This is a genomic window from Qipengyuania flava, from assembly GCF_019448255.1.
Taxonomy (GTDB): Bacteria; Pseudomonadota; Alphaproteobacteria; order Sphingomonadales; family Sphingomonadaceae; genus Qipengyuania; species Qipengyuania flava_A.
This window is the reverse complement of record NZ_CP080410.1, coordinates 2698644-2716505: the sequence shown is the minus strand read 5'-3', so window position 1 is coordinate 2716505 and position 17862 is coordinate 2698644. Positions and strand designations below refer to the sequence as shown.

The following is a 17862-nucleotide window of genomic DNA, read 5'->3' as shown; positions in this document are numbered from 1 at the left end:
CTCGCGCGCACGATCTCAGGGGAGACACCAGAATGACCCGTACCTTCACGCGCCTCGCTTCGGCGACGGCCATCGCCTGCGCCACTGTCAGCCTGCCCGCCTACGCACAGGACCATGCCGGTCACCATGCTACCATGTCGGCGGCCGAGCACGAGAGCGCCAAGCTCCACGCCTTGTTCGAGCGCAGCGAAGCGGAATCGCTCGACCGCAACCCGATCAGCGCCTTCTTCCGCGGCGATTTCTCCGACGCCGACAAGCTGGGCGATTTCTCCCCTGCCGGCCTGATGGCGGAGCGCGACGCGGCCGAGGCGAACCTTGCCGAACTCGCGGCCATCGACCGCGATGCGCTGGGCGACACCGACCGGATTGCCTACGACGTGTTCAAATACGGGCAGGAACGCACGCTGGCGATGACCGCGCCCGACGTGCTGCCAACCGTCCTTGCGCTGCCGATCGACCACTTCCGCGGCTTCCACGTATTCTACCCGCGCTTCTCCGCACCCGGCGCGCTGATGCCCTATGCGACGGTCGAGGATTACGAGAACAACTTCAGCCGCCACCGCGCCTTTGCCGAGGGTATCGACCAGGCCATCGCCCGTTTCCGCACCGGGGCCGAGCAGGGCATCACCCTGCCGCGTATGTCGGTCGATTTGATGATCGAGCAGCTCGGCCTGCAGATCAACGCGCCGCTTGAGCAAAGCCCCTATTGGGCGCCGGTTGCGAATTTCCCCGATACGGTGCCGGAAAGCGAACGCGCGCGTTTGACCGAAGAACACCGCACGGTGCTGACCGAAACGCTGATGCCCGCGCTCACCAAGCTGCGCGACTACCTCGTCAGCGAATACCGCGACCAGTCGCGCACCAGCATCGCGGCCACCGACAATCCGGGCGGCGATGCCTATTACGGCTACCGCATCGAGGAAATGACCACCCTGCCGCTGACCGCGCAGGAGATCCACGACACCGGTCTTGCCGAAGTCGCCCGGATCAACGCGGCCATCGCTGAGGCGAAGGCCGAAGCGGGTGGCGACATCGGCGCGACCTACACCACCAAGGCCGAGCTGCAGGCCGCCTGGTACGAGGTGGCCGAACAGGTCGATCCGCTGATGGACGAGGTCTTCCTGCGCAAACCCAAGGCCGAGCTGCGTATCGAGCCCTACGAGCCCTATCGCGAGAAGTTCAGCCTCGCGGCCAGCTACATGTCGGGCAAGGCCGACGGCTCGCGTCCGGGGACCTTCTATTTCAGCGGCTACAACGTCGCCGAGCGGAAGCTCGGCACCTCGATCTCGCTCTACATGCACGAGGGCAATCCGGGGCATCACTTCCAGTCGATGTTCGCCATCGAGAACGAGGAGCTGCCTGAGTTCATGCGCTACGGCGGGTTCACCGCCTTCAGCGAAGGCTGGGGCCTTTACGCCGAGAGCTTGGGCTATGAGCTTGGCCTCTACGACGATCCGGTCGAGCGACTGAAAGCGCTCGAGGGCGGCGAGATGCTGCGCGCGGTGCGCCTGGTGGTCGACACGGGCATGCACGCTCTCGGCTGGAGCCGCGAGAAGGCCATCGAATACATGGTCGAAAACGGCGCCGCGCGCGATTTCGCCGAGGCGGAAACGGCGCGTTACATCGTCATGCCCGCCCAGGCGCTCGCCTACAAAACCGGCGAGCTGAAGATCAAGCAGCTGCGCGCCAAGGCCGAAGACGCGCTGGGCGATGATTTCGACGTGCGCAAGTTCCACGAGGTGGTGCTCAACACGGCCGACCTCCCGCTGCCGGTGCTTGAAGCCAAGATCGATGCCTGGATCGCGGATGGAGGCCAGTAAGATGACCGGAGCTCGCACAGCATTCCGCCTCGCCTCGGCGCTGGCCATTGCTTCCGCCACGCTCGCTGCGCCCGCCGCCCAGGCCTGCGATACCGTCGAAGCCGCGCAGGACGAGGGCGAACGCCTGCGCGCGCTCATGGCTCAGAGCGATGCCGCCTCGCTCCAGCGCAATCCGACCAGCGCCTTCTATCGCGGCGAGTTCTCGCAAGCGGGTAAGCTCGGCGATTTCTCTCCGGCCTACTATGAGACGGAACGGGCGGCGGCGGTGTGCAACATCGCAAGCCTTGCGACGATCGACCGCGCAGCGCTCGATGCCGGCGAGCAGATCGCATACGATACCTTCCGCTACGCCAACGAGCGCACCCTTGCTGCCACCGAGGGCGAGGTGCTGCAGGTCATACTTGCCACCCCGATCGACCATTTCCGCGGAATCCAGGGCTCTTACCCGAGCCTTTCGGCCACCGACGGTATCATGCCGTTCGAAACGGTTGAGGATTACGCCAACAACATCTCGCGGCACGAAGCCTATGCGCAGATGGTCGAGGATGTGATCGCACGTTTCGACACGGGTATCGAGCAGGGCATCACCCTGCCGCGCCTGACGGTCGAACTGATGATCGAGCAGCTCGACACACAGCTTGCGACGCCTGAAGAGGACAATCCCTATTACGCCCCACTGCGCGCCTTGCCGGAGGATTTCACCGACGCTGAGAAAGGCCAGGCGACGGCTGCGCTGACTGCGGCCATCGAAGGCACGCTCTATCCCGCCATGCGGCGCCTGCGGACCTATCTCAGCGACACCTACCTGCCCGCCGCGCGCACCAGCATCGGGGCGACCGAGACGCCGGGCGGCGATGCCTATTATTCCTACCGCATCGCCGAGATGACGACGCTGCCGCTGACAGCCGAGGAAGTGCACCGGATTGGCCTCGCCGAGGTCGAGCGGATCAATGTCGCACGCCGTCAGGCCATCGAGGAGCGCGGCGATCGCCGTCCGCCGGTCTACAAGACCAAGGAGGCGCTGACCGAGGCGTGGTACGAGGTCGGCGAGAAGGTCGATGCGGTGATCGGCCCGCTGTTCCTGCGCCAGCCGGAAACCCCGCTCGAGATCAAGCCCTACGAACCCTATCGCGAGGAGTTCTTCCTTGCCGCATCCTACCAGCCGGGGAAGCCCGACGGGACGCGCCCCGGGACCTTCTATTTCAGCGGCTGGAACGCGGCCGAGCGCGAGCTCAGCCCGTCGGTGCGGCTCTACATTCACGAGGGCAATCCCGGGCACCATTTCCAGGTGATGTTCGCGATCGAGGACGAGAGCCTGCCCGACCTGCTGCGCCACGGCTGGTACACCGCCTATGGCGAAGGCTGGGCGCTCTATGCGGAAAGCCTGGGCTACGAACTGGGCCTCTACGATGATCCGGTGGACCGCCTGCAGGCACTGGAGGATGGCGAATTGAAGCGCGCGGTACGCCTGGTGGTCGACACCGGCATGCATGCGCTCGGCTGGACCCGCGAACAGGCGGTCGAATACATGGTCGAGAACGGCAATCCGCGCGACTATTCGGAGAACGAGGTCGCCCGCTACATCGCGATGCCGGCGCAGGCGCTGGGCTACAAGATCGGCGAATTGAAGATCAAGGAACTGCGCGCGCGGGCCGAAGAGGCGCTGGGCGAGGATTTCGACATCCGCGTGTTCCACGATCAGGTGCTGAACAGCGGCAACATCCCGCTCGCCGTGCTCGAAGCGAAGATCGACGCCTGGATCGCTGCCGGCGGCCAATAGGCAGCCGGTCAGGGCCAAACGAATAGGGGCCGCGCGGCGCTATGCCACGCGGCCCCTTTTTGTTGGTCGACGAAGCGGTCAGTCTTCGCTGGCGGCTCCGGTCGTGCCGGCCGGCAGCTCGGGGCGTTCCGGCGGCAGCGGTGCGTCGCGGTCGCCCGTCTTCAGATAGGTGTCGAACCAACGCATCATGCGCAGGTTGTAGTCGTAGCGCGCGGCGGCCTTGCGGTTGCCGTGGCCTTCGCCCGGGTAGAAAACCATGCGCACCGGCGTATCCGGCTTGCGGATCTTGATCGCGCGGTAAAGCTCGAGGCTCTGGCCCGGATCGACGCGGGTGTCTTCCTCGCCGTGCATGATCAGGATCGGCGTTTCGGCCTTGTCGACATGGTAGATCGGCGAGACTTCCAGCATCTTCTGCCAGTTGTCCCACGGCCAGGCGCGGCTGTGGACGTTATACATCTCGTAAGGGATGTCGCCCGTGCCGAACTTGGAGATCTGGTTGGAAATGCCCACGAACATGACACCGGCGGCGAATTCCTCGCTCCAGCGGGTCGAGGACCAGGCGGTGGCGTAGCCGCCGTAGGAGCCGCCCGTCACGCCGGTGCGGTCACCGTCGGCGATGCCTTCGGCCACCAGCGCGCGCTTGGCGTCGACCAGATCGGTAAATTCCGGATCGGTGTAATTGCCCTGATGCTGCTTGGAGAAGGCCGTGCCGTAGCCGGTCGAGCCGCGGTAGTTCGGCAGGAAGACCGCATAGCCCTGGCCCGCTGCGACATGACCCGGCTTCGAATAGGCGGTCTGCCAGCCGTTGCTGTCATGCGCTTCGGGGCCGCCGTGCACGTTGAGGATCAGCGGAGCACCACCAGCCGGAGCGCCGCCGACCGGCTCGATCAGCACGCCTTCGACTTCCTGACCGTCGCGGGCGGTGTAGCGGAAGGTGCGCTGCGTGCCGAAGTCGATCTCCGACAGCCAGGGGTTGTGGCGGGTCCAGCGGGTGAAGCTGTCACCGTCGAGCCTGAACAGCTCGGTCGGGTGCTGCGGCGCGTTGGCGCCTACGGCAATGACCGAACCGGCGGTTTCGACATTGGTGATGATAAGCGCGCCGGGATCGACTTCGCGTTCCAGCGAGCCATCCGTGTTGTGGATCCGCAGCACGCTCTGCGCGCCGACATGGACCGCGGCGACAAGGCGGCCATCGTCCATGTATTCGACATCGACCACGGCTTCCGGTTCGCCCGCGCGGTGCGGGGTGACGGCACCGGTTGCAGTGTCGACGAAATGGATCGTGGTCGCCGCCGGATCGTTCATGTCGACCGCCGCGATCAGCGCCAGCTGGCTCGCATCGGGCGAAATCTCGACGTCGTCGATCTTGCCCGGCGTGTCGATCACGCGCACGACCTCGCCGCTCGCCATATCGAGGATGTGGACCTTCTTCGAGGTGTACTGATCATCGATCTGCGTACTCGGTGCGCTTTCAATCACGCCGATGCGGGCGTCGTCCGAAATCTGGAATGAGGTGACATAGCCCGGCACCTCGACCTGCTGCGGCTCGGCGTCGGGCTCCATGCCGATACGGGCGCGGAACAGGCGGGTCAGCTGCTGCTCTTCCTCGTAGACAACCGAGTTGAAGCCGGCCTTGCGCTCCTTGGTACGCGCCTTGTCCTCGGCAGCGCCGACCAGCAGGTGCATGTGGCTGCCATCGGGCGACCAGGCGTAGGAACTCACCGAGGCGCCATCGACATGGGCGAGCTTGCGCTGCGCGCCGCCATCCACGGGGATGCCCCAGACGGCGGTCTTCTCGTCCCCGTCTGCCCACAGGAAGCTGACCATGCGGCCATCGGGCGAGAAGTCGAGCGCGCGCACGTTCATGTCCGCGGGCAGGAATTCGCGTGCGTTATCCGGGCCATAGGCCATCGAGAGCTGCTGCGTGGTGGTGCCGTTTTCTTCCCCGTCGGTGATGTCGGGAAGGCGCGCGGTCGTGTAGGCGACGCGGCTGCCATCGGGCGAAACGGCGAGCGTGCCGACGGCCTCGATCTTGGCGACATCTTCAGGGGTCATCGGGCGGGCCTGCGCCTGCGCGGCAAGCGAGGCGGAGGCGAGAAGGGCGGCGACGGTAAGCGGCGCGCGAAGGGTCATAAGGTTCTGGTCCTCTCCAGGGGAAGCGATGCAGGTCGCTATAGCGATGGTGCGCGCAAGGGCAAATCCGCAAGCTGGGGCGCGGGCTCCCGGCGGCGCTCCTACCGGTCCCCGACAAGCGTGAAGGGAGCCCAGGCGTTGGGGTGCGCCCAGCTGTCCTGCGCACCATCGGCTTCCGGGTCCTGCCGGATTTCGCGCATGGCCTGCTTGAAGGCCTGCGCTTTCGACATTCCGGGAGACGCGCGCGCGATTTCGATGGTGCGCACCGTGAGGCGCGCCGCCACATCATCGCGCACCGGCCAGTGGGAGGCGAGCAGCGTGTCGGCGCCGGCGTAGAAGAAGGCGCTGGCGAGGCCGGAAAGGCCGGCTGCGCCTTCGCTTCCGTCCCCGGCCGCCGTGTTGCAGGCCGAGAGGATGACCCAGTCTGCTGCGAGATCGAGCTGCGCCACTTCGCTTGCGGTCAGCAGGCCATCGTCGGCCTCGCTCGCCTCGGCGGGCGGAGTAAAGACGAGGCCCGGCTCGGCCACGCCGCGCAGCTCCCCCGCAACCAGCCCGTGCGTCGCAAAGGCCAGCACATCGATATCGGCGAGCTGCGCTTGCTTGACCCCGGTCTCGGTCGCCGCTTCGCGCAATCGCACGCTGACAGGGGCCGCGCCGAGGGCTCCGCGCATGGCTTCAAGCTCGACCGCGGTCCCGGGCAGGCGCGCAAGGGCACGCAGGTCGCTTGCGCGAACGCCAGCACCGCGCGTGCGGAGGTCCGAGCTGAAGACCGCGCTAGCGGGAGGGACCGAAGCGCCGCGCTGGCGGCGCTGGATGGCTGCGCCGCGCGTCTGGGCCGCGCCTTCGAGCACCGGATCCCCAAATCCGGCAAAGCGCGCCGGTCCTGTAATGACGCTGCGTTCGCCGCGGCTTCGCAGATAAGCCCATGCGCTGACGGAAGGGATCTGCACGCTCGCTATCTCATCGGCGAACCAGGATGTGGCGCGTAGGCTTTCCGGATCGCCGTCGTCGCCGCGTGGCGGCTGGGTGACGAGCAGCGAGAGCGGCATGCTCGACAGGATACCGTCGCCTGCGAAGAACAGGTGGGTCTTGCCCGCAAGGAGGTTGGCGTGCGGGGCGACAAGCTGCGTGTAGAGCGCGTAAGCCGTGCCGCGATCGAAGGCGTTGGGGCTTGCCCGGCTTTCGGACCACTGCGCGTATTCCGCATCGCCCATCTCGACATTGGCGCCGACATCCATGAGCAGCCCGCGCACCGCCCGTTCGACCCGTTGGCGGGTCCAGTCCGAACGGTGCCAGTGAACCCCGTCGCGTGTCACCACGAGGCTATGCGATGCAAACTCGGTTGGCACGATGAGCAGGATCGCCTCATCGGGCCCCAGCCGTTCCTGCGCGGTGTAAAGCGCTGCCGGCGCCGGGAAGCGGATGAGGGAGTAATCCTCCGTCTGGGCCATGAAGGCCTCGTCGATTTCGGCGACGCGCTTGCGAATTGCCTCACGTTCGCGCAGCAGCGCTACGCCTGCTTCGGAGGTGGAGCCTTCGCTGGCAATCGCGTCGATGACGCGCTCGTCCAGGGCGCGCCAGCGCTCGGTCAGGTCGCGCCGCTGGCGGGCCAGCCGCCCGAGCTGTGGGTCGAGCCCGTCCATCGCGCGGATGGCCGCCTTTTCCGAGATCGCGCCAGCCGCGCCGCCGCGCAGGGTTTCCTGCATGTAGGTAAAAACCTGCTGGTCGATCCAGCCGTCGCGCGCGCCGCCTTCGTGACGCAGCTTGAACCACAGGGAATCGAGCGCGAGGCGCGAACTCTGGCCAAGGTCCGCCAGCGCGGCGTCCAGTTCATCGCCGGTTCCGGGCGAATAAGTGGCGACTTCAAACGCCATGCGTGAGCCGACCTGCGACCCGTCGATGAAATCGTGCGCCGTGTGCCGCTGGGCGGGTATGTGCAGGCGCGCAAGCCCTTCGGCCTCCTCGAAGCGTGCGGTCTCCAGAATGTAGATGCTGCCATCCTCGCGCGCGGCCGTGGCCGTACGGCTGGCCACCTGCGCTGCCCGTTCCGGTTCGCCCGCGGCGACAAGGCTTTGCGCCAGAAGGCTTGCGACCTGAAGCGAGTCCTGATCGGCGCGCCCGCGCTCGGCGAACAGCGCTTCGGCCGCAGCTTCCATCGCGGCGGTATCCTGTGCCCCCGAACCCGCCCCGGCAGCCGCCAGGCGGTGGAAGCGCGCAAGCAGGGCGACCGGATGGGATGGGGGCAGGTGTGCCGCAGCCTGCCGGTCGGCGTCCTCGGCATGGGAGAGCGCCGCTTCCCTATCGCCGGTGTCATGCGCAAGCCGGGCTAGCTGGAGGCGGTAGCGGATGCTGTCGGGATGGCCGGGGCCAAGCTCCCGGTCCGCGCGCTCGGCGAGCGTGAAGGCGATATACCGGGCGTCCATGGTCCGGCCACGGGCCGCAAGGCCCTCTGCATAGCGGGACATGGCTGCAAGCGTCAGCGGCGCGTCTTTGCCAAGCGTCCACTGCTGGAGGAGCACCGCCTCGAGCAGAAGCATGGCCGGGCGCACATCGCCGCCGCCATCGCGCGATCGGCCGAGGTCATAGGCCGCGATCGCCGCGCTGACCGTACTTGGCCGTGCAACTCCGGGGATGCCGGTGAGATCATGCGCATCGACAAGGAAGAGCTGCGCATAGGCTCGGCCAAGCGGGGCAAGGATGCCCGTAGGCTGGCCTTGGCGGAGCGCCTGCTCGCCCACCATCCTCATCCAGCGTAGCGCCTCGACCGTGGCGTCTGCGTGTGTTCCGACGGTCCAGCCGCGCTCGTCCCATTCGCGCTCGCGCGTTTTCAGCGCAGCGGCGAAATCGCCGCGTGTCGCCTGGCATCGGGCAATGCTGACCAGCGAGTTCAGGGTGATCGAATGGCGCAGGCCGATCAGCGCTCTTTTCGCTTCGAAGACCTGCCGGTGCAGCGGCTCGGCCGCAAGGCAGCCCTGCTCTTCCTCTGCCGCCAGGGCCGCGCGTTCGATCCCGAGTATGCGCTGCAACTCGGTCACCTGATCGGGCGTCGGCCGGAATGCCTCCTCCATGATGAGCATCACCTTGCCGGTATCGAGCCCGGCGGATGCAGGAGTGGCCGCGCCTGCAAGGCTCACCAGTCCGGCAAGTACGAGCATGAGGCGCGCGAACGCGGTGCGATGGTCCATTGTGACTCTCCCCCAGCAGGCAATCTGCCCCCGGTGCGCGCGCTTGGCAAATCGCGCGCAAAAGGGGCCCGCGCTGCGTGATGCGGCGCGGGCCCCTCTGGTGCTTGCGGGAGCGGACTAGAACTCGCCGGCGATGCCTGCCTTGACCGTGGTGCTGTCACCGCCGCCGTAGGTAATCCCGGCGCTCAGCGCGAAGGTCTCGTCTACGCGGTGCATGAGGCCGGCCGAGATGCCGACGAAGCCGCGGTGCAGCGCCACGTTCGAGGCGTAGCTGGTCTTGCCATCCTCGCTCGGGAAGTGCGGGTTCGCCATCGCGGCGACGGCCGCAAGGCCTTGGCGGAAGTCACGCCGGTCGGCCGTGGCAAGGTCGAACAGCTCGGTGATCTGGCCCTCGGCCGTGCCGAGCCGGCTGTCGATCTGGGCCACGCGGGTCTCGACAGCGCCAAGGCGGGTGTCGATCCCGTCGACCCGGCCGACGAGGTTGTCGACCCGCTGGGTCAGCGCGTCGAACTCCGGCGTGGCCATGGCGATCGCGCCCGATGCCAGTCCGCTAACGCGATTGTTGCCGTTGGCGTCCTCGAAGAAATGCGCATCGTCGCGCGACAGGCCCGGGCGCAGGATGTCCGCTGCCATGCGCGCGACGGTCTGCATGCTGATCGCGGTGCCCCGGCCTAGAACGCCGTTTTCGTCGACCGTCACGGTGTAGAGCGTGCCCGACTGCGCGGCGGTGGAGGAGGTCATGTCCGCCACGACCACGCTCGATCCCGCACCGCCCAGCATCACCTGGTTGCCAGCGGTAGTGATTGCGTTCGCGCCGATCGCGGTCGAGTTGCTGAACAGCGCCTTGGCGTTGGCGCCGACCGCGGTTGCCTCGCGCTTGTCGGCCTCGGCCTTGCTGCCGATGGCGGTCGAGCGCAGGCCCTGGGCCTTGGCAGTGTAGCCGACCGCCGTGCTCAGGTTCTCAGCCAGCGAGGCGGTGCCGAGCGCTGCTGCCGAAAAATCGGTCGCTGCGGCGCCGCGGCCCAGCGCGATACTGTCCGTACCGCTTGCCATTGCGCCCGACCCGATGGCCGTGGCGCGATCGGCCTGCGCGCTCGCCAGAGCACCGACCGCCAGCGTGCTGGTCCCGTTGGCCCGCGCCGCTCCGCCCAATGCTGTCGCGTTGGAACCGTTCGCCTGTGCCGGGTTGAGCGTGCTGCTCACCGCGAGGTAGGCGAGTTCGGCCGCATTGGCGCCGGTAGCCGCCTGGATGCCCGAGATGGCGCTGTTGAGCTGGCCGACCGTGGCCGCATCGGTGTCGGCGATGCCGTCGGCAATATGGACGAGCCGTCGTTCGTTGCCCGAGTGACCGAACGCAACGGTGTTCGGTTGGTCGGCGAACGAGAGGTTGCCGATCGCGATGGAGTTTTCGGCATACACCGAGGCGTCGACCCCAATTGCGATCGAGTCATCCCGCAATGCAAATGCGCCGTAGATTCCGCCTTCTTGAGCGTTGCCGCCGATGGCGATCGATCGGTTGCCTACTGCTTTTGCGTTGGCACCCAAGGCAATGCTGTACGCGTACGAGGTCTCTGCTTTGTAGCCAATCGCCACCGATTCGGCGCTTGGCTGATAGGTGGAACCGGACCGTGCCTCGACCCCAATCGCGACCGTCCTCGCTCCGTCCGCCTGCGCACCCGCCCCGAACGCCACGGTGCGTTCGCCGGCAGCAAAAGAGCCATTTCCATAGGCGCTAGACAGGAAACCCGTGGCGCGCGAGCCAAAGCCCAGCGCGATTGCGCTGGTTCCCTCCGCAATGGCGTACACGCCCATCGCGATACTGTTCTGACCGGTCGCGCGGCTTTCCCCGCCTACTGCGATTGAGTCGGTCCCGCTCGCGACGGCACCGCTTCTTGTGCTGTTCGCGATGAAATAGGCCTGCGTCGGAGTGCCGGTCGCAGCGTTGAGCTGGGCAACAGTAACAGCGTCGGTGTCATTGACGCCTGCTGCCAGATTCACCAAGCGGCGTTCGTTGCCGGCGCTGCCGATCGACACCGTATTGGCTTCATCCGCATAGGAGCCGTAGCCCAATGCGACGGAATTGAGCGCCTCAGCCGTGGCCGCGCTTCCAACCGCGACTGCCCTTATTCCGGATACCCACGCGCCGTCGCCGATTGCGAGGCCATGTTGGGCGTTCGAGAGAACTCGAGCTTCACCAATTGCGATGGAGCGCCAAGCCTCCGCTGTCGCTCCGTTGCCCAGCGCCACGGCGCGTTCGCCGGGAGCGGAGGTGTCGATCCCGCATTCGAGCCCGTCGTCAACATCACCGGCTTCGCCGCCGGGACCGCTCGGGCCGTCGGTGGTGTTGCATTCCGGCGTGTTGTCCGCCTTTGCCGGAGTGGGGAGCGCGAGCATGGCAGTGCCCAGCGAGACGAGGCTCGCGGCCACGAGGAACGTCGATTTCATGATTTCAACCCTGATAATTCAAAAACACGTTGGTCCAAGCACAACGTGATTCGAATACTTGGGCGGACGGCCCCTTGAAACAGGAGAAACTGTATTTTCGACGTATTTTACAGTTGGTGTGGTAAAAGTGACTGCCCTTACTCGAATTGCTTCAGCCACGTGTCGAACCGCGCCTGCGTTGCCGCGTCCTGATAGACGTGGCCGTTCTCTTCCGAGGGGCTGAAGGTAACCACGGCACCGGCCTCTTCCAGCGCGGCGGCAAGCTGTTCGGCGAGCGCGAAGGGCAGGGCCGCGTCCTTCTTGCCGTGGTAGATAAACACCGGGACCCCGGCGAAGGGCTTGAGGAATTCGGGCTCGAGGAAGTTGGGAAAGCCGCCGCCCAGCCATTCGTTGGCGAGGTTGGGATGCCCGGCGAAGACCGCCACCCCGGCGTAGCGTTCCGGGTTCTCATAGAAGGCGCGCAGCGCGCCGTATCCGCCCATGGAGAAGCCGCCGATCACCACCTTCTCGCGGTCGATCGCATAGGCCTCGCCCGCCTTGTCGAGCGCCTCGCGGATATCCCACTGCGCGGCGGGCGAGGCGTAGGCGAGGTAGCTGTCCCGCCCCCCGGGAGCGATCTCGACGAAGCGACCGTTGCTGCGCGCGCGGTCGAGCAGACCGCGATCGTCGGTGCCGCTGCCGTGCAGGAAGACCATGGCGGGGTAGGTGCGCGCCGGATCGAAGCCTTCGGGCAGGCGCAGGCTGTAGGGCTGGTGGCTGCCGTCGAGTAGTGAGCGGAACCCCCGCCGCATGGGGCTGTCCGAAGGCGGGAAGGGATCCTCGCCCGCATTGAGGCGCGCCGAGATAGCTGTGAGCCGGACCGCGTCCTTCACGAGCTCGGAGCCGTCCGCATAGGGCTGCAGGCGCGCGAGGCGCTGCTCGAAATCGGTCGTGAGGAAGTGGATGCTCTCGATCCCCGCCGGGCCCACGGTTTCCGCGTTCGCTTGCGCGTGTTCGCGCAGTGCCTGCGTGCCGAGGGGCGGCAGTACGAAGACTTCGGTCGCGGTGTCGGACCCAGGAAGGGTGAGCGCGTGAATGCCGGGCGCCATGGTCGCCGTGTCGATGGTCCACCGCGCGCTTCCTCCTGCCGGCGCCGCGTCCAGCACACCCACGCCTTCCATTCGTGCGCGGGGAGCCGCGGTATCCCGAAAGGACACCGGACTTTCGAGCATCAGCGGCTGCCCCGCCACGACTGTGCGCGTGGCGAGGCGCCAGACGCCGCCGCCCTCGGCGGTGCCGCTATCGCCGAACCGCAAGGGCACGCCGCGGCGTGAAAGGATGCCCTCATCGAAGATCGCCTCGTCCGCGACCAGCGCGTGGCCATAGGCAAAGGGGCCGGTCTCCGCGGTTTCGAAGGCTTTGGCGAAATAGAGGTTGAGGCCGATCGCAGGATCGAACAGCGGGTGGAAGGGCGCGAGATCAGCCCAGGCAATCCGGGCCTCGAACAGCGTACCGTCAGCGATCCGGGCCTCGGCAACCGTCGAGGCGGGCGAGAGCGCGCGGTAGACCTGCTCGCCGTCCTGCACCGCCATGGCCAATTCGCGGCGGGTATCCCCCTCGGCGCGCGGGGAAATGATAAGCTCGATGAAACGGGCCGAACGCGGGCCCAGCGCGCTATCGGTGAGGATGATGCGCCACCCGTCGCCCCACAGCCAGCCCCGGTTGCGATAGGTCACACTATCTGCGCTGGTTGTGATCGCGACATAAAGATGGGTCGCCGTGTAGCCGACGCGGTAATCGATGCGCGGCGCTTTCACATCCGGATTGTCGAAACGCAGCTGAACGGGAAAGGGGCGCGGGGCAAGCGCGGCCTCCGGCTCCGACAGGACACCGTCGGCGCGCGGCGCGGCCTCGTCCATCAGAGCTGCGCTCGGCGTCTCCTCCTGGGCGATGGCGAGCGCGGGCAGGGCAAGCGAAGCGGCAATCAGCGCCGCGGCAACGGGTTTCTTCATGATGCTCGAAGGGCTTTCGGAAAAGTGGGAGGCGGGTTCTTCTGGGGCCACACCTAGCATTCGGATTGCGCCGTGTTGCGGCGAATTTCGCTGTCAATCCGGCTAATTACACCGCATAAATGCACCTAGATGGCGATTTGCGCCGCGATGGAGTTGCAGACCATGGACGAGTTCGATCGCCGCATACTGGCCATCGTGCAGGCGGATGCCAGCCGCAGCCATCAGAGCATAGGTGAGGAGGTCAATCTCTCGCCTTCCTCTGTCCGGCGCCGGTTGCAGGCGCTGCGCAAGGACGGCGTGATCCTGGGCGAGGTGGCGCTCGTCGATCCCGCCAAGCTCGGCCTTTCCTTCCTGACGCTGGTTTCTTTCGAGAAAGAGAGCCAGCGCATCTACGACGCGTTCCGCCGCCAGATGATCGCCGACGAGGCGGTGTCGCAATGCTATTCGGTTTCCGGCGAGTTCGACTTCGTCCTGATGGTGCACGCCGTCTCGCCGGCGGCCTACGAGCAATGGGGCGAGCGGGTGCTGATGGCGAACCCGGCGCTCAAGCGTTACTCGACCTCGGTCGTGTGGAGCCACACCAAGTTCACCACGCGTGTGACTCCGGCGCAAGGGTAGGCGAGCGTCTCAGCCGGCCGCGCAGTCGGGTGCCTGTGCCAGGGCGCGGACAAGCGCGCCGCGATGGAATCGGCCGGCGCGGGCAGCGGGCATGGCGTAGAGCTGCTCGAGGAGCGTCCAGTCGCATTGGGACAGGCCGCCGCGCGGCTCACCCGCGGGGGTTTCGAACAGGGCGAGCACGCTGTTGGGATCGCTTGCCGTGTCGCGCGGATAGAGTTCGGCCAGTGCGTGCAGCGCGACGAGGTCGGCCACGTCGTCCACCCGGTATCCCGCTGCAAGGTCGCGGTCGATCACGATCATGGCGGATTCGATCACGCGGGTCCCGTCGGTCTGCACCCGGCTTTTCGAGCTGCCGCTGGTGATCGGCGCATCGTCCTTGTTGGGCAGCATCCCGCTCCAGCTCGGTTCATCCATCGATACGCTCGCCAGTTGCTGGCCTGCCGCCGCGCGGCCCATCCGGTCGCGCCAGCCGGTGCGGTACCAGGCGCGCACCGGGGCTTCGCTGCCGAACAGAGCTGCCTCGTGATAGGACGGCACCTCGCGGAAGGTTCGGGGCTTGCGCGTGCGGGCGGTTTCGACGAGCTGCGCGGCATCGAAGGTGAAGGCGACGCTCACATTGGTGCGGCAGCCGGGTTTGCCTCGGGCATCGAGATCAAGCGCTTCGGCAAAGTCGAGGATGCGCTGTTCGACCATGGCGCGCGCCGGTTCCTCGATCCCGATCACGTCCACGCACAGCCGTTCGCGCCAGCGGGCAATCGGACGGTCGCCGCGAATGGCGCCGCTGTTGCGGACCACCGCGCGCGCAGCCTCGCGCGCCGAGGCGTCGCTTTCGCGTTCGCCTTCGACGACGATGGGGCTGTCTTGCGCTGAAACGGAGGTGCCGCCGGCAAGGGCGAGCAGCGTTGCCGTTATGAGTCCTGCGCGCGCCATGCTGTCCCTTTCCGTGTTCCTTCGAAGCCTATCCTACCAGAAACGCGGAAGAAGTTGAGTCCTCAGCCTCCGTCCTGGAGCCAAGCTGCCACAGCCGGGTCTCGGTATCCCAACGGTAGGCGTTAATGTGTGCTATCCGCATGCCGGGTGTCTGCGGGGAATCCCGATGGGGCGGGATGTGTAACCTTGCGCGAAGCACGCGCGAACCTGCGGGCAAGACACGTATCAAAGGGGCTATTCACCATGGAATTCACACTCAAGCGGACTGCGGGCATTGTCGCGGCTCTCCTCCTCGTTTCGGCCGCAACGCAAGTGGTTTACACGACGCTCTATCTGTCCGAGGCCGAGGTGCCGCGCCAGTTCCTGTGGGGGCTCGAAGGCTTCCTGTTCACCGTGCTAGCCGCCTTCGCCGGCTCGGCCATGCTTCAGACAAAGCAGGCGCATCTTGGCTGGGCGGCAATCGGATTTGCGGCCGTTCTCAACGTGGTCCAGGTCGGCGTCGGCCTCACCCTGTTCGGCCCGTTTTTCGAAGCGGCCGGCAATGTCGAGGGGCTGGAGCCCGTCGCCATGGGCATCGTCGCCTATTCCTTCATGGTCTACAACGCGGCCAAGGTGCTGCTGGCGCTGGCTGCGGTGGTTTTCGGCTTGGCGCTGAAGGGCGCGGGCGCAAAGGCCCTGGGCGGACTGACCGCGCTGGTCGGCGCCGTCGCCTTCGTCGCCAACGCGCTGTCGATGGGCATGGGCCGCGACTTCCTCGGCGAGATCCCGCTCGCGGGCGGTTCGGGCGTGCTCGCCACCGTGCTGCTGGCGGTGTGCCTGCTCAAGCTGCCGGCCGATAGCGCCGCTGCCGACTGATCGGTCTGGACGCGCCCGCGCCGAAGGCCTACATCGACCGCATCCCCGGGGAGCCGTGTGGCTGAGAGGCAGGTGTCACGCCCTGCGACCCGTCGAACCTGAACCGATTAGCATCGGCGGAGGGAGTGGAGCGGCGCGCAAAATCCGCTCTTCCTCCGCCTGTAGGAGAGAACAAGCGCATGGCCGACATCAACAGCAAATTCGACATCGGCGTCACTACCGGTCCGATCCGCGGCAGTCGCAAGGTCCATGTCGGCGCCAAGAGCGGCAGCGGCGTCCGCGTCGCCATGCGCGAGATCGATCTTGAGGGCGGCGAGCCTTCGGTGCGGGTCTACGACACTAGCGGCCCCTACACCGATCCCGATGCGACGATCGACATCCGCCAGGGTCTCGAAGCCAAGCGCCGCGAGTGGATCATGGCCCGCGGCGATGTCGAGGAATACGACGCGCGCGAGGTGAAGCCCGAAGACAACGGCCAGCTCGGCCCGGATCGTTCGGGCGGTGTCCCGGCCTTCCCCAATGTCGTCAAGCGCCCGCTACGCGCCAAATCCGGCATGAACGTCACGCAGATGCATTATGCGCGCAAAGGCATCATCACGCCGGAGATGGAATACGTCGCCGAGCGCGAGAACCTCGGGCGCGAGATGCTGCGCGATGCCGCGGCTTATGAAACCGCGCGCGATGGCGGCCAGCCCTGGGGCGCATCGGTGCCTGACTATGTGACGCCCGAATTTGTGCGCGACGAGGTCGCCCGCGGCCGCGCGATCATTCCCAACAATATCAACCACCCCGAAACCGAGCCCATGGCGATCGGGCGCAACTTCCTCGTCAAGATCAACGCCAATATCGGCAACTCCGCCGTCGCCTCCGACGTCGCCTCCGAGGTCGACAAGATGGTCTGGTCGATCCGCTGGGGCGCGGACACGGTCATGGACCTCTCCACCGGCCGCAACATCCACGACACGCGCGAGTGGATCATCCGCAACTCGCCCGTCCCCATCGGCACCGTGCCGATCTACCAGGCGCTGGAAAAGGTCGGCGGCATTGCCGAGGACCTGACCTGGGAAATCTTCCGCGACACGCTGATCGAGCAGGCCGAACAGGGCGTCGACTATTTCACCATCCACGCCGGCGTGCGCCTGCCCTATGTCCCGATGACCGCCAAGCGCGTCACCGGCATCGTGTCGCGCGGCGGCTCGATCATGGCGAAATGGTGCCTCGCGCATCATAAGGAGAGCTTCCTCTACGAGCGCTTCGACGAGATCACCGAGATCATGAAGGCCTATGACATCGCCTATTCGCTGGGCGACGGCCTGCGCCCCGGCAGTATCGCCGACGCGAACGACGAAGCGCAGTTCGCCGAGCTCTACACGCTGGGCGAGCTCACCAAGCGCGCCTGGGAGCAGGACGTGCAGGTGATGATCGAAGGCCCCGGCCACGTGCCGATGCACAAGATCAAGGAGAACATGGACAAGCAGCTCGAAGCCTGCGGCGAAGCGCCCTTCTACACGCTCGGGCCCCTCGTCACCGATATCGCGCCGGGTTACGACCACATCACCAGCGGCATCGGCGCAGCGCAGATCGGTTGGTACGGCACCGCCATGCTCTGCTACGTCACGCCCAAGGAACACCTCGGCCTGCCCGACCGCGACGATGTGAAGGTGGGCGTGGTGACCTACAAGCTCGCCGCCCACGCCGCCGACCTCGCCAAGGGCCATCCTGCCGCCAAGGTCCGCGACGACGCCTTGAGCAAGGCCCGCTTCGAATTCCGCTGGCGCGACCAGTTCAACCTCAGCCTCGACCCCGACACGGCCGAGCAATATCACGACCAGACCCTCCCCGCAGAAGGCGCCAAGACCGCACACTTCTGCTCCATGTGTGGCCCGAAATTCTGCTCGATGAAGATCACGCAGGAAGTGCGCGACTTCGCGGCGAAGCAGAACTCGGACAGCTATCTCGCGAGCGAGAACTTGCGTACCGAGACCTCAGCCGAAGAGGCCGAGGAAGCGGAGAAGGGCATGGAGGAGATGAGCGAGGTCTATCGGGAAGGTGGGGATTTGTACGTCCCTGAATAGTCGAAGATATTGCTTCCGCGGGGAAATTGT

General features: G+C 66.5%; 10 protein-coding genes and 1 riboswitch. Of the genes, 5 read left to right on the top strand and 5 right to left on the bottom strand.

The features are described from left to right. Nucleotides 1-32: 32 nt before the first annotated feature. Nucleotides 33-1820, top strand: a complete 1788-nt coding sequence (locus KUV82_RS13500) for a DUF885 domain-containing protein (RefSeq protein ID WP_219954761.1) — start codon at nucleotides 33-35, stop codon at nucleotides 1818-1820. Between the two features lies 1 nt (nucleotide 1821). Beyond that, nucleotides 1822-3600 (top strand): DUF885 domain-containing protein, encoded by a 1779-nt coding sequence (locus KUV82_RS13495; RefSeq protein ID WP_219954760.1) that lies wholly within the window; start codon nucleotides 1822-1824, stop codon nucleotides 3598-3600. A 78-nt stretch (nucleotides 3601-3678) separates the two neighbouring features. Here KUV82_RS13495 and KUV82_RS13490 read toward each other — a convergent pair whose 3' ends face one another. The 4 genes from KUV82_RS13490 to KUV82_RS13475 form a co-directional block, all read right to left on the bottom strand. After that, nucleotides 3679-5733: a S9 family peptidase gene (locus KUV82_RS13490; protein ID WP_219954759.1), complete on the bottom strand. Its 2055-nt coding sequence runs from the start codon at nucleotides 5731-5733 to the stop codon at nucleotides 3679-3681. 101 nt (nucleotides 5734-5834) lie between these two features. Further along, nucleotides 5835-8918: a CHAT domain-containing tetratricopeptide repeat protein gene (locus tag KUV82_RS13485; RefSeq protein WP_219954758.1), complete on the bottom strand. Its 3084-nt coding sequence runs from the start codon at nucleotides 8916-8918 to the stop codon at nucleotides 5835-5837. Nucleotides 8919-9035: 117 nt separating this feature from the next. After that, the gene (locus KUV82_RS13480) at nucleotides 9036-11363 is read right to left on the bottom strand and encodes a hypothetical protein (RefSeq protein WP_219954757.1); all 2328 of its coding nucleotides are present in this window, start codon (nucleotides 11361-11363) and stop codon (nucleotides 9036-9038) included. Between the two features lie 137 nt (nucleotides 11364-11500). Further along, nucleotides 11501-13354, bottom strand: coding sequence for a carboxylesterase family protein (locus tag KUV82_RS13475; protein ID WP_219954756.1), 1854 nt, complete (start codon nucleotides 13352-13354; stop codon nucleotides 11501-11503). A gap of 129 nt (nucleotides 13355-13483) precedes the next feature. Between KUV82_RS13475 and KUV82_RS13470 the strand changes: the two genes are divergently transcribed. Continuing rightward, nucleotides 13484-13972 (top strand): Lrp/AsnC family transcriptional regulator, encoded by a 489-nt coding sequence (locus KUV82_RS13470; protein ID WP_219954755.1) that lies wholly within the window; start codon nucleotides 13484-13486, stop codon nucleotides 13970-13972. A 9-nt stretch (nucleotides 13973-13981) separates the two neighbouring features. Here the strand turns inward: KUV82_RS13470 and KUV82_RS13465 are convergent, their stop codons facing one another. After that, entirely contained in the window at nucleotides 13982-14902 is a 921-nt protein-coding gene (locus KUV82_RS13465) for a hypothetical protein (protein WP_219954754.1), read from the bottom strand. Between the two features lie 243 nt (nucleotides 14903-15145). Between KUV82_RS13465 and KUV82_RS13460 the strand changes: the two genes are divergently transcribed. Both KUV82_RS13460 and thiC read left to right on the top strand, forming a co-directional pair. Next, nucleotides 15146-15757: a thiamine biosynthesis protein ThiC gene (locus KUV82_RS13460; protein WP_219954753.1), complete on the top strand. Its 612-nt coding sequence runs from the start codon at nucleotides 15146-15148 to the stop codon at nucleotides 15755-15757. Nucleotides 15758-15793: 36 nt separating this feature from the next. Then, a riboswitch (TPP riboswitch) is annotated at nucleotides 15794-15900 on the top strand. Between the two features lie 36 nt (nucleotides 15901-15936). Further along, the gene (gene thiC, locus KUV82_RS13455) at nucleotides 15937-17832 is read left to right on the top strand and encodes a phosphomethylpyrimidine synthase ThiC (RefSeq protein WP_219954752.1); all 1896 of its coding nucleotides are present in this window, start codon (nucleotides 15937-15939) and stop codon (nucleotides 17830-17832) included. The last annotated feature ends 30 nt before the right edge of the window (nucleotides 17833-17862 follow it).

What these genes read in the sequence shown, in the direction of transcription:
- KUV82_RS13500 (WP_219954761.1), top strand. Translation starts at nt 33, where the DNA reads ATGACCCGTACCTTCACGCGCCTCGCTTCGGCGACGGCCATCGCCTGC.
- KUV82_RS13495 (WP_219954760.1), top strand. Translation starts at nt 1,822, where the DNA reads ATGACCGGAGCTCGCACAGCATTCCGCCTCGCCTCGGCGCTGGCCATT.
- KUV82_RS13490 (WP_219954759.1), bottom strand. Translation starts at nt 5,733, where the DNA reads ATGACCCTTCGCGCGCCGCTTACCGTCGCCGCCCTTCTCGCCTCCGCC.
- KUV82_RS13485 (WP_219954758.1), bottom strand. Translation starts at nt 8,918, where the DNA reads ATGGACCATCGCACCGCGTTCGCGCGCCTCATGCTCGTACTTGCCGGA.
- KUV82_RS13480 (WP_219954757.1), bottom strand. Translation starts at nt 11,363, where the DNA reads ATGAAATCGACGTTCCTCGTGGCCGCGAGCCTCGTCTCGCTGGGCACT.
- KUV82_RS13475 (WP_219954756.1), bottom strand. Translation starts at nt 13,354, where the DNA reads ATGAAGAAACCCGTTGCCGCGGCGCTGATTGCCGCTTCGCTTGCCCTG.
- KUV82_RS13470 (WP_219954755.1), top strand. Translation starts at nt 13,484, where the DNA reads ATGGCGATTTGCGCCGCGATGGAGTTGCAGACCATGGACGAGTTCGAT.
- KUV82_RS13465 (WP_219954754.1), bottom strand. Translation starts at nt 14,902, where the DNA reads ATGGCGCGCGCAGGACTCATAACGGCAACGCTGCTCGCCCTTGCCGGC.
- KUV82_RS13460 (WP_219954753.1), top strand. Translation starts at nt 15,146, where the DNA reads ATGGAATTCACACTCAAGCGGACTGCGGGCATTGTCGCGGCTCTCCTC.
- thiC (WP_219954752.1), top strand. Translation starts at nt 15,937, where the DNA reads ATGGCCGACATCAACAGCAAATTCGACATCGGCGTCACTACCGGTCCG.